10 protein-coding genes are annotated in these 11,934 nt (G+C 64.4%); 5 read left to right on the plus strand and 5 right to left on the minus strand.

Annotated features, from left to right (window positions below; all coding sequences use genetic code 11):
* The 4 genes from DCO48_RS20595 to DCO48_RS20610 all read left to right on the plus strand — a co-directional run.
* Positions 1-959 (plus strand): 2-oxo acid dehydrogenase subunit E2 (locus tag DCO48_RS20595; protein WP_177410629.1); only part of this gene is annotated, 959 nt, incomplete at its 5' end.
* Between the two features lie 309 nt (positions 960-1,268).
* Positions 1,269-3,962, plus strand: coding sequence for a GGDEF and EAL domain-containing protein (locus tag DCO48_RS20600; RefSeq protein ID WP_116552452.1), 2,694 nt, complete (start codon positions 1,269-1,271; stop codon positions 3,960-3,962).
* A 69-nt stretch (positions 3,963-4,031) separates the two neighbouring features.
* Positions 4,032-4,697 carry a peptide-methionine (S)-S-oxide reductase MsrA gene (gene msrA, locus DCO48_RS20605; protein ID WP_116552453.1) on the plus strand — a complete coding sequence of 222 codons (666 nt, stop codon included), beginning with the start codon at positions 4,032-4,034 and terminating at the stop codon, positions 4,695-4,697.
* 15 nt (positions 4,698-4,712) lie between these two features.
* Positions 4,713-5,339, plus strand: coding sequence for a glutathione S-transferase (locus DCO48_RS20610; RefSeq protein WP_116552483.1), 627 nt, complete (start codon positions 4,713-4,715; stop codon positions 5,337-5,339).
* A 242-nt stretch (positions 5,340-5,581) separates the two neighbouring features.
* Here the strand turns inward: DCO48_RS20610 and creD are convergent, their stop codons facing one another.
* The 4 genes from creD to DCO48_RS20630 form a co-directional block, all read right to left on the minus strand.
* The gene (gene creD / locus DCO48_RS20615; RefSeq protein WP_116552484.1) at positions 5,582-6,910 is read right to left on the minus strand and encodes a cell envelope integrity protein CreD; all 1,329 of its coding nucleotides are present in this window, start codon (positions 6,908-6,910) and stop codon (positions 5,582-5,584) included.
* Between the two features lie 84 nt (positions 6,911-6,994).
* On the minus strand, positions 6,995-8,428 hold the full coding sequence (gene creC, locus DCO48_RS20620; RefSeq protein ID WP_116552454.1) for a two-component system sensor histidine kinase CreC: 1,434 nt from the start codon (positions 8,426-8,428) through the stop codon (positions 6,995-6,997).
* Positions 8,428-9,108 (minus strand): two-component system response regulator CreB, encoded by a 681-nt coding sequence (creB, locus tag DCO48_RS20625; RefSeq protein WP_116552455.1) that lies wholly within the window; start codon positions 9,106-9,108, stop codon positions 8,428-8,430. Before creB ends, creC begins: the two co-directional genes overlap by 1 nt.
* 143 nt (positions 9,109-9,251) lie before the next feature.
* On the minus strand, positions 9,252-9,752 hold the full coding sequence (locus tag DCO48_RS20630) for an ATP-dependent zinc protease (RefSeq protein ID WP_116552456.1): 501 nt from the start codon (positions 9,750-9,752) through the stop codon (positions 9,252-9,254).
* A gap of 128 nt (positions 9,753-9,880) precedes the next feature.
* Between DCO48_RS20630 and DCO48_RS20635 the strand changes: the two genes are divergently transcribed.
* A complete protein-coding gene (locus DCO48_RS20635) occupies positions 9,881-10,768 on the plus strand; it encodes an acyltransferase (protein WP_116552457.1) in 888 nt (295 codons plus the stop codon).
* Position 10,769: 1 nt separating this feature from the next.
* Here the strand turns inward: DCO48_RS20635 and DCO48_RS20640 are convergent, their stop codons facing one another.
* On the minus strand, positions 10,770-11,927 hold the full coding sequence (locus tag DCO48_RS20640; protein ID WP_116552458.1) for a glutathionylspermidine synthase family protein: 1,158 nt from the start codon (positions 11,925-11,927) through the stop codon (positions 10,770-10,772).
* Positions 11,928-11,934: the final 7 nt, after the last annotated feature.

Genomic DNA, 11,934 nt, shown 5'->3' on the forward strand with positions numbered 1-11,934 from the left:
CCAAGGCCGAAGCACCGGTGGCGGCGCCTGCCGCCGCCAACGGTGCCAAGGTGCACGCCGGCCCAGCCGTGCGTCAGCTGGCCCGCGAGTTCGGCGTCGAGCTGAACGCCGTGGCCGCAACGGGCCCGCACGGCCGCATCCTCAAGGAAGACGTGCAGGTTTACGTCAAGGCGATGATGCAGAAAGCCAAGCAGGCACCGGCAGCCGGTGCGAGCGGTGGCGCTGGCATTCCGCCAATCCCGGAAGTCGATTTCAGCCGTTTCGGCGAGATCGAAGAAGTCGCCATGACCCGTCTGATGCAAGTGGGTGCGACCAACCTGCATCGCAGCTGGCTGAACGTGCCACACGTCACCCAGTTCGACTCGGCCGACATCACCGAGCTGGAAGCCTTCCGCGTTGCGCAGAAAGCCGTTGCCGAGAAAGCCGGGGTCAAGCTGACCGTACTGCCACTGCTGCTCAAGGCCTGTGCGCACCTGCTCAAGGAACTGCCGGACTTCAATAGCTCGCTGGCGCCTAGCGGCAAAGCGATCATCCGCAAGAAGTACGTGAACATCGGCTTTGCCGTGGACACCCCGGATGGCCTGCTGGTACCGGTGATCAAGAACGTCGACCAGAAGAGCCTGCTGCAACTGGCTGCCGAAGCGGCGGCCCTGGCAGAGAAAGCGCGTACCAAGAAGCTGTCGGCCGACGACATGCAGGGTGCCTGCTTCACCATCTCCAGCCTTGGCCACATTGGCGGCACCGGCTTCACGCCGATCGTCAACGCGCCGGAAGTGGCGATCCTGGGTGTGTCGAAAGCCACCATCCAGCCAGTCTGGGACGGCAAAGCCTTCCAGCCTAAGCTGATGCTGCCGCTGTCGCTGTCCTACGATCACCGCGTGATCAACGGTGCTGCGGCTGCGCGCTTCACCAAGCGTCTGGGCGACCTGCTGAGCGACATCCGCACCCTGCTGCTGTAATGCTGTTCACTGTCTCCCCCTGCCGGGGGAGACAGTTACCCCTTTCGAGCTGCCACGCTCGTACCTCAACCCCGTCAGTTTTGGCGGGGCTTTTTTTTGCCTATCAATTAGTCGTTGCTGCGCGGTCCCTGTAGGCGCAATACCACGGGCATTGGTTTTTATTGAAGATTTCCCAGCGCATGCCGACACAAAGGCTACGGCGCGCCGCTGTATCGCTTGTCAGCCTCAAGCACATGATGCAACCTTGCCCAATCGCGTAGCAGCACAGTGCCCAGCCCGCGCAAACAGCCCTCTTGAAGCGAGCTCTCCATGAAAAGCCAACCTGATGCCACCAGCCGTTCGGTGGCCGAGGTAGTGACGCAGTTACCGGTGCCCTCGCGGCTCGGTATGCTGCGTTTCGAGCGGCTGAACGAGGCCAGCTGGGCCATGCTGTTCCTCGATCCGGGCTGCGAACGCCAGTTCGGCCTCGCGGCCGTCGAGCTCTGCGCCCTGGTCGGCTCGCCCTACGCCAGCCTCATGGAACCCGAAGCCCGCTACAAGCTGCACGACGCGATCCAGGCCCAACTGGCCGAGCGCCCGTACTACCTGGTGCGCTACACCCTGCACAGCAGCCAGGGCCCGCTGAACCTGCTGGAGCTCGGCGAAGCCTACAAGCAGCACACCCGCCAGCTCCTGCGCGGCTACCTGCTGGTGCTCGGCACCCAGCCCGGCGAAGCCGCCGACCTCTCGCCAAGCGAGCTGGAAACCCGCAACAACCGTCTGCAGATCGCCCTGCAACTGAACCAGCAGGCCCAGCAGGAACAGCTCGAACACCTCGAACGGGTTCGCGCCCAGCAAGACCTGATCCTGCGCCTGGCCCGCCAGCGCTACAGCGCCGAGAACTCCCTGCAGGAAGCCGCCGAGCTGATCACCCGCAGCGCCTGCGAGATCTACCGGATCGACTGCGCGAGCATCTGGTACCTGGAAGAGCAGCGCCTGGAGCCGATTTCCGCGTTCTACCGCGAGAGCCAGGCGCACTGCCTGCCCGAGCCGATCGACGCGAGCCGCTTCCCCGATTACCTCGAAGCGCTGCACACCAGCCGGGCCATCGACGCCCACAACGCCAACCACGACCCGCGTACCCGCGAGATGGCCGAGAGCCTGCGCCCGCGCGACATCAACGCCATGCTCGACGCCAGCATCCGCATCGACGGTCAGGTGGTCGGCGTGCTCTGCCTGGAACAGTCGGGCAGCCCGCGCGCCTGGCAAAGCGACGAAATCGCCTTTGCCGGCGAGCTGGCCGACCAGTTCGCCCAGGTCATCAACAACCACAAGCGGCGCACCGCCACCAGCGCCCTGCACCTGTTCCAGCGCGCCGTGGAACAGAGCGCCAACGCCTTCCTGCTGGTAAACCGCGACGGTGTGGTGGAGTACGTCAACCCCAGCTTTACCGCGATCACCCAGTACAGCACCGAGGAAGTCCACGGCCACCGCCTGTCGGAGCTGTCGGCGTTGGAAAACCTCAGCGAACTGCTGTTCGATTCCCCCTCCAGCCTGGCCATGGGCAACAGCTGGCAGGGCGAATTCAAGAGCCGGCGCAAGAACCTCGAACCCTACTGGGGTCAGTTGTCGATCTCCAAGGTCTACGGCGACAACCGCGAGCTGACGCATTACATCGGCATCTACGAAGACATCACCCAGAGCAAACTGGCCCAGCAGCGCATCGAGCGCCTGGCCTACACCGACAACCTGACCAGCCTGGGCAACCGCCCGGCGTTCATCCGCAGCCTCGACGAGCGCTTCGAACGCGACAGCGACAGCCCGATCTGCCTGCTGCTGGTGGACATCGACAATTTCAAGCGGATCAACGACAGCCTTGGCCACCAGACCGGCGATAAGCTGCTGATCAGCCTGGCCCGGCGCCTGCGCAACAGCCTCAGCCCCGGCGGCAGCCTGGCGCGCTTTGCCAGTAACGAATTCGCCGTGCTACTCGAAGACACCGCGCTGGAGAGCGGCCAGCAAACCGCGCAACTGCTGCTGCGCACCCTCGACAAACCGATGTTCGTCGACAACCAGCTGATCAATGTCACCGGTTCCGTCGGCCTGGCCTGCGCGCCGCTGCACGGGCGCGACCCGCAAACCCTGATGAAGAATGCCGGCCTGGCCCTGCACAAGGCCAAAGCCAATGGCAAACACCAGGTGCAGGTGTTCACCGAGGCCTTGAATGCCGAGGCCAGCTACAAGCTGTTCGTCGAGAACAACCTGCGCCGGGCGCTGACCCAGAACGAACTGGAAGTGTTCTACCAGCCCAAGCTGTGCCTGCGTAGCGGTCGCCTGCTCGGGCTGGAGGCGCTGCTGCGCTGGAACCACCCGGAACGCGGGATGATCCGCCCGGACCAGTTCATCAGCGTGGCCGAAGAAACCGGGCTGATCATCCCGATCGGCAAATGGGTCGCCCGCCAGGCCTGCCGCATGAGCCAGGAGCTCAGCGCCATGGGCCTGGGCAACCTGCAAGTGGCGATCAACCTGTCGCCCAAGCAGTTCTCCGACCCGGACCTGGTGGCCTCGATTGCCAACATCCTCAAGGAGGAAGCGCTGCCGCCGCACCTGCTGGAACTGGAACTGACCGAAGGCCTGCTGCTGGAAGCCACCGAGGATACCCACCGCCAGCTCGACCAGCTCAAGCAGCTGGGCCTGACCCTGGCCATGGACGACTTCGGCACCGGTTATTCATCGCTGAGCTACCTGAAGAAATTCCCGATCGACATCATCAAGATCGATCGCAGCTTCATCCACGAGATCCCCGACAACCAGGACGACATGGAAATCACCTCGGCGGTGGTGGCCATGGCCCACAACCTCAAACTCAAGGTGGTTGCCGAAGGTATCGAAACCGCCGCGCAGCTGGCGTTCCTCCGTCGGCACCGCTGCGACGTCGGCCAGGGCTACCTGTTCGACCGGCCGATTCCCGGCGCCGAACTGATCGCCAAACTCCAGCGCTACCCACGCGGCCCAATCGCCTGACAGCGACGAAACACTCGGGCACACTACGGGTCTATCCCCTACCCATCCTGCCTTGAAGAGGAATGGCTCATGGTCCTGCGCTCGGAGATTCTGGTGAACAAAAACGTACTGCCTACCGCTGAACAGGCGCTGCCTGGCCGTGAAACGCCGATGGCCCTGCCGGAAAAGCACTTTGTCTTCAAAGACACCCCGCTGCTCGGCCCGTTCTTCGAGAACGTCGACTTTGCGATCTTTGGCCTGGGGTGCTTCTGGGGCGCCGAGCGGCGCTTCTGGCAGCGCGACGGCGTGGTCAGCACCGTGGTCGGCTATGCCGGCGGCTTCACCCCCAACCCGACCTACGAAGAAGTCTGTTCGGGCCTCACCGGCCACACCGAGGTGGTGCTGGTGGTGTTCGACAAGGACAAGGTCAGCTACCAGGAGCTGCTGAAGCAGTTCTGGGAACTGCACAACCCGACCCAGGGCATGCGCCAGGGCAACGACATCGGCACCCAGTACCGTTCGGTGATCTACTGCACCATCCCGCAGCAACTGGAGGAAGCCCTGGCCAGCAAGGCGGTCTACCAGGCCGAGCTGAGCAAGGCCGGCTTCGGCGAGATCACCACCGAGATCGAACAGGCGCCCACCGTGTACTTTGCCGAGGCGTATCACCAGCAGTACCTGGCGAAGAACCCCGAAGGCTACTGCGGCATCGGCGGTACCGGCGTGTGCCTGCCACCGAGCCTGCAAGGTAACTGAGGGCTGGCCATGTCCATCGCAACGATGACGCTGTTTCATTCGCCGGCTTCGCCGTTCGTGCGCAAGGTGCTGGTGCTGTTGCACGAGACCGGGCAGGTCGACCGGGTCGAGTTGAAAACCATCAACCTGACCCCGGTGAACCCGGTGGCCGAGCTGAATGCGGACAACCCGGCCGGGAAGATCCCGGCCTTGCGCCTGGCCGATGGTTCGGTGCTGTTCGACAGCCGGGTGATTGTCGAGTACCTGGATCAGCAGCATGTCGGTAGCCCGCTGATTCCGCGTGAAGGGGCGGCGCGCTGGCGGCGCTTGACCCTGGCCGCGCTGGCCGACGCGATCATGGATGCAGCGGTGCTGACCCGCTATGAAACCTTCCTGCGCCCGCAAGAGAAACGCTGGGACGAATGGGTGGAGGCGCAACAGGGCAAGGTCCGGCGCGGCCTGGAAAACCTGGAGCGTGAGCACATTGCCGAGCTGCACGCGGTGTTCGATGTGGCGGCGATTGGCGTGGCCTGTGGCTTGGGCTACCTCGACTTGAGGATGCCGGATTTTGGCTGGCGCGAACGCCAGCCAAAGTTGGCGGCCTGGTACGCCGAGGTCAGTCAGCGCGCATCGATGGTCGCCACCGACCCGGCGCGGGGCTGACCACCGTTCATCACGCCGAATCGCAGCTGTAGGCGCTGGCTTGCCTGCGTTCGAGCCGGGCCGCGTTCGGACGAAGCGGTCGTAGAACCTGCTAGCGCGACCTTACTGGGTAACCGCGCTGGCAGGCTTTGCTGCAGCTTCGCGGCAGGTCGCAGGCGAGCCAGCGCCTACACCGCGATGAAGCCACCGCTCAATCCGCCGCGCCAGCACCGCCCCCACCCGCCGCTCTTCTCGTAACCCCCTCATAGCGCCCTCCCCACCCCATACCAGTCCAGCCGCCGCGTCAGCACCATGAACGCCCCGAGCAGCGCGAACAGCAGCAGCGAGCCCATCAGCAGTGCGTAATCCTCGGCGCTCAACAGGCCGAACAGCATCGCGTACAACACCGCCAGCCCCGCCGCGAAACCCAGCCCGCGAGCCGCACTGTGCAACACATGGCACAGGTAGAAGCCGATCAAGCCGACACACCCCGCCGCCGAGATCAGGTACGCCAAGCCAAACCCGAGATGCTCCGACAGCGACAGCAGCAACAGGTAGAAGAACGCCAGCGATACCCCCACCAGTGCGTATTGAATCGGGTGCACGCTGAGGTTCTTCAGCACCTCGAACAGGAAGAACCCGGCAAACGTCAGCGCGATGAACAGCAGCGCATATTTGATCGCCCGCTCGCTCTTGAGGTACTGGTCGACCGGGTCGATAAAGCTCACGCCAAAGGTCCGTGCACGAAACGCCTCGCAGTCATCCTTGCTCACGCACTGGCTGAGCACGTCTTCGAGGTTGGTGGAGAAGAACGAGGTCTGCCACTGCGCCGTAAAGCCGTCGGCCCGCACTTCGCGGTTATTCGGCAGGTAGTTGCCAATGAAGCTGGGGTGCGGCCAGTTCGAGCTGAGGTTGACCGTGCTGCTGCGCCCCACCGGCAGTACATGCAGCTGCCCGGTGCCCTGCAGGGCCAGGTCGAACGCATAGTCCAGCTGGGTCTCGGCCTTGCCGTCGAGGTTCGGCAACGGCACATGCACGCCGCCGCCCAACCAGGCCAGGCCGGTGCCGGCCTGAAAGTTCAGCGTCTGTTCGCCGAGCTTCAGCGTCAGGCCCTTCTGAATGCCACGGATATCGCTGACGCCCACGGCAATGAACGGCGCATCGAAGCGGTAGTCGTCCAGGTCCTTGCTGATGCCCCAGTTCGCCGGCAGCTTGAACTGGCCGCGGATCTGATTGTTGGCGTGGTACAGGCGCGTCTCGTAGATGCCGCGCGAACGCGGTTCGGTGCTGACCGTGCCATCCAGCTCAAAGGTTTCCGGCAAAAAATAAAGGAAGCCGCTGTTGTCCCGGGCCTCCTGGAACGTGTGCCCGTCCTGGGTCACCCAACTGCGCACCACCTTGCGGTACGGCACCACCAGCATCGGCCCGCTGAGCTGCTGGTTGAAGCTGGAACTCTGGGCGATGCCGCGCACCACCTCGTCGCGCAGCGCCTGCCGCTCGCTGATCAGGCCGCCGATCATCAGCAGCGGGATCAGCAGGAGAATCACAAGGGCGGCTATCGCGCCCAGTTTGAAGCTGAGGGTTCGGTTCATCTGCATGGCTCCGGTTTCGATGGGCAGAGTCTGCGTAACCGATATGGAGCCCACAGGGAGCGCATGTGGAGATTGTGTGGAGTTTCAGCCCAGGCGGCTGGCCGGCAACCACAAGCGCACGCGCACCCCGTCTTCGACGTTGGCCACCTCCAGGGTGCCGCCGTGCAACTGCATCACTTCCTCGACGAAGTTCAGCCCCAGGCCGGTGCTCTTGCGCCCACTGCCGGGCCGCGGCAGGGAGTAGAAGCGCTCGCTGAGGCGGCCCAGCGCATACGCCGGGATCGCCTCGCCCTGGTTGTACAGGCTCAGCGCCACCCGTGCGCCGGCGTGCTCCAGCGCGAACACCAGCAGGCCACCGGGCGGGGTGAAGTCGAGGGCGTTTTCCAGCAGGTTGGCTATCGCCTGGCGCATCAGGAACGGCTCGCAAAGCAACTGCTGCGTCGCCGGCAGGCGCTGGCGAATCTGCAGGCCGGCGGCTTCGATGCGCGCACTCTGCGCCATCAACAGCGAATCGACCAACGCCCCCAAGGCTACCCACTGCTGATCCTCCAGACCGTGGCGCTGCTCGACCTGGGCCAGGTGCAGCAGGCGCTCGATCAACTGCTGCATGCGCGCGCTTTCGCTTTCGATGTTGCCGGCAAAGCGCTGGCGCTGCTCATCGCTCATCGGCCCCTGCAACAGCTCGCTGGCACCGCGAATGGCCGCCAGCGGGCTTTTCAGTTCGTGGGTCAGGGTGTGCACGTAGCGCTCGACGTAGGCCTTGCCCTCCAGCTGGGTGCGCATCCGCTCCACCGCCCCGGCCAGGGTCGCCAGCTCGCCGCCGCGGTAATGCGGCAGGGCCACCCGCTCGCCTTCGCTGACCGCCTGGGCGTAACGGGTGAGCCGACGCAACGAGCGCGCCAGCCACCACGAGAGCCCGGCGCCGACCAGCAGGCCGAGCACGATCAAGCCCAGGCCGAGGTTGATCAGGCGTCGTTCGGAACGGTCGACGTACGGCTGCAACGAACTGTTCGGCTTGGCCACGGTCACCACGCCGATGATCGTCCCGGCATCGAGGATCGGCGCCGCAACGTGCATCACCGACGACTCCGGGTCGTCCGGGTCGCTGCGGGTCGAGCGCGCGCCGTATTTGCCCTGCAGGGTCAGGTAGACGTCGTTCCAGCGCGAGTAGTCCTGGCCGACGGCGGTTCCGCTGGAGTCGAGCAAGACGATGCCGTTGGCGTCGGTGACATAGATGCGGTGGTTGACCTGGGTCTTGGCCAGGCCCCAGATATCGGCATTCGGCCGACGCTGGCCGTAGGCCTTGAGCAGCTCCGGCAGGTTGCTCTGGCCGAGGGTGCCGGCCTTGACCTGGTCGCGAAGGATTTCCGCAAGCAGGTTGGCAGTGTCGACCAGGGTTTCCTCGGTGGACTGGCGCACGCTCGGGCGGACTTCTTCGCGTACCGTGCTGAGGATGAAAAACGCCGTCAGCCCGACGAACAGGAAGTACACCAGGAAGATCCGAATGCCCAGGCGCATCAGCTGTGGTCCGGGCTATAGCTGTAACCGAGGCCGCGGTGGGTCTGGATCGGCTCGGCCTCGGCGGCGATCAGCCGCAGCTTGGCGCGCAAGCTCTTGATGTGGCTGTCGATGCTGCGCTCGTAGCCGGCATCGCTGGGCACGCCGACGGCGTCGAGCAGTTGTTCGCGGCTGAACACCCGCTGCGGTTGTTCCAGCAGGCAGTGCAGCAGGCGGAATTCGTGGCGGGTCAGCACCAGCGACTGGCTGCGGTAGCTGATCTGCATGCGCAAGGTGTCGACCACGAAGTGTCCGGCCATCGCCGGGGCTTCGCTGCGCGGGGCCATGCGTTTGAGGATAGCACGCACGCGGGCGGCCACTTCGCGTGGGCTGAAGGGTTTGACCACGTAATCGTCGGCACCGATTTCCAGGCCGACCACCCGGTCGATTTCGCCATCGCGGGCACTGAGGAACATCACCGGCACCTCGCTGAAACGGCGCAGCTGGCGGCAGGTTTCGAAACCGCTGATATCGGGCAGGCCGATATCGAGGATGATCAGGTCGGCGGGGCGCTGGCGCTGTTGCTCCAGGGCGGTGTTGCCCAGGGTCACCCATTCGGTGCTGTGACCGTCGCCTTGCAGGGCGAATACCAGGGTGTCGGCGATGGCCGCTTCGTCTTCGACTATGAGGATGTGAGGCATGGCTTCCGAGCTTGGCCGGGGGGAAGGTGCACTTTTAGGAGATTAACCGGCGCCTGGCAAGGCCTCATCGCGGGACGAGCCCGCTCCCACACAGGTATTGCACCACCCTTGTGGGAGCGGGCTCGTCCCGCGATGCTCTTAAATCAGCAGTCCGGTTTGCCCGCAGTGAAGCGCCGGGCCGGGTTCACCGCTGCGCCGAATTCGCGCAAGGCCTTGGCGCCAATCAGCAACGGGTAATTGAAGCTGCTGCGGTCGGTCAGGTTCACCTCCACCGTGCGCTTCTGATCGCCCAGGCACAGCTCCAGATCGACCACCGGCCGCTTCGCCGCCTCGACGCTCTCGCCGTCTTCGTCCTCGTCGGCACGCGCCTTGATCTTGCTGATCCGCGCCAGCTTGTGCTCATACACCTTGTCGTCGGCGCCCTTGGTTGCCAGTTTGAAGCGCACCCAGTCCTCGCCGTCGCGGCTAAACCGCTCGATGTCGCGGGCCGACAGCGACGCGGTCAGCGCCCCGGTGTCCATCTTGGCTTTGAAGGTTTCGCCGATCTCCGGCACCTTGATGTACTCATAACGGCCATACAGCTCGGGCTCGGCGGCCATCACCGGCAACGCCAGCAGGGACAGCAATGCAAGTAGGGATTTCACCGGTTCGGCTTCCTTGAGTTAAGACAGTGCTTAGACTGCCAAAGCAGGATAGGTTCGCCAGCATTTGGCGTAAACCCCATGGTCTGCTTATCATTATCGGCCGCCTACACGAGATGAAGAGTCTTCCTATGCGACGCCTGCTGACCGGCAGCCTGGTAACAGCGCTGCTCCTGCTCAACACCCTGGTGCTGATCGGCCCGCTGATGGTCTTCGCGCTGCTCAAGCTGGTACTCCCCGGCCGCTACCGCGACTACGCCTCGTGGGCGGTGATGTGGATCGCCGAAACCTGGGCCGAGATCGACAAGCTGATCTTCGCCCTGTGCATCCCCACCCAATGGGACATTCGCGGCGCCGAAGGCCTGCGGATCGACACCTCGTACCTGGCCATCAGCAATCACCAGAGCTGGGTCGATATCCCGGCGCTGATTCAGGTGCTCAACCGCCGCGTGCCGTTCTTCAAGTTCTTCCTGAAAAAGGAACTGATCTGGGTCCCCCTGCTGGGCCTGGCCTGGTGGGCGCTGGATTACCCGTTCATGAAGCGCTACAGCAAGGCCTTCCTCGACAAGCACCCGCACCTCAAGGGCCAGGACCTGGAAATCACCAAGGCCGCCTGCGAGCTGTTCAAGCGCCAGCCGGTCACCGTGGTCAACTACCTCGAAGGCACCCGCTTCACCGAGGCCAAACGCACCGCGCAAGGCTCGCCGTTCCGCCACCTGCTCAAGCCCAAGGCCGGCGGCGTGGCGTTCGTGCTGGCGGCGCTGGGCGAACAGCTCGACGCCCTGCTCGACGTCACCCTAGTCTACCCCGGCGACCCGGCCCCCGGCTTCTGGGACCTGGTCAGCGGCAACATCCCGCGGGTGATCGTCGATATCCAGCTGCGCGAACTCGACCCGGCGCTGTGGCACGGCGACTACGAGAACGACCCGGCCTTCCGCCAGACCGTGCAGGACTGGGTCAACCAGCTGTGGCAGGACAAGGACCAGCGCATCGAGCAACTGCGCGCCGAGCTGCGCTGAGTCAGTCGAGGATCACATGCGGCAGGAACCGGCTGCTGTCCTTGGTGATCAGCGAGTTGTCCTCGCGTATGCCAATGCCGGCCGGCAGATCGCCAATCACCCAACTGCCGATCACCGTATGGCTGCCGGCGAACTGCGGCAAGGCCTGGAACTGCTGACGGATCTGCGGCCCGTCCAGGTACGGCCCACCCTGCGCCACCTGGCGACCATCGTCGGTATGAATCTGCACATTCGCCCCCTCGCGGGAGAAGAACGGCTTGCGCACCCAGCCGCGAGGCAACGACCCTGCGGCTGACGGCTCGATGAAGCTCGGCAGCAGGTTCGGATGGCCTGGGTGAAACGCCCAGAGCAGCGCCAGCATGCCCTTGTTCGACAGCAGGGCCTTCCACGGCGGCTCGACGAACAGCGTGCCGCTGCCGGCAATGGCCGGGCCGAACGGGTCGTGGAAGATGTCTTCCCAGGGATACAGCTTGAACAAGCTGGGGATCAGCGTCCCGTCGGCGTCGGTAAAACGCCGCCGGGCATCCAGGCGAATATCTTCCAGCGCGACCAAGCGCGCATCCAGCCCGGCACCGGCCGCTATATCGCGTAGGTATTCGACAGTGCCACGATCCTCTAGCGATTCCTTTACCGAGGCGAAAAAGAACGGCGTGGCGAACGTATTGGCCTGGAACACCCGGCCAAGCTTCTCTTCCAGGCTGTTGAACTGGTCGCTGCGCGCCGGCAATTGACCGCGGCTGATCTGCTCTTCGAGCCAGAGGTACTGAAAGAAGCTCGCCTCATACAGCGAGGTGGGCGTGTCGTAGTTGGCTTCAAGGAGTTTGGCCGGGCCGTTGCCGTCGTAGCACAGGTCCATACGCCCATAGAAATGCGGGTGGCCGTCGCGCCACGAGCGGCGGATCAGGTCTCGGTAGTCGCGCGGGATCGCCAGGCGATCAAGCAGCTCTTCACTGTCGACCACCCGTTCGACCAGATCCATGCACAGCTCATGCAACTGGCGGGTCGGCTCTTCGAGGTCGTCCTCGATCTGCCGCAGGCTGAATTGGTAGTAGGCCGATTCGTCCCAGTATGGCTCGTCGCCGAAGGTATGGAAGGCGAAGCCGTAGCGTTCGGCGCTGGCTTTCCAGTCTGCGCGCGGGGTGCTGTTGATGCGTTTCATCCAGGAA

Source organism: Pseudomonas sp. SDI (assembly GCF_003105155.1).
Taxonomy (GTDB): Bacteria; Pseudomonadota; Gammaproteobacteria; order Pseudomonadales; family Pseudomonadaceae; genus Aquipseudomonas.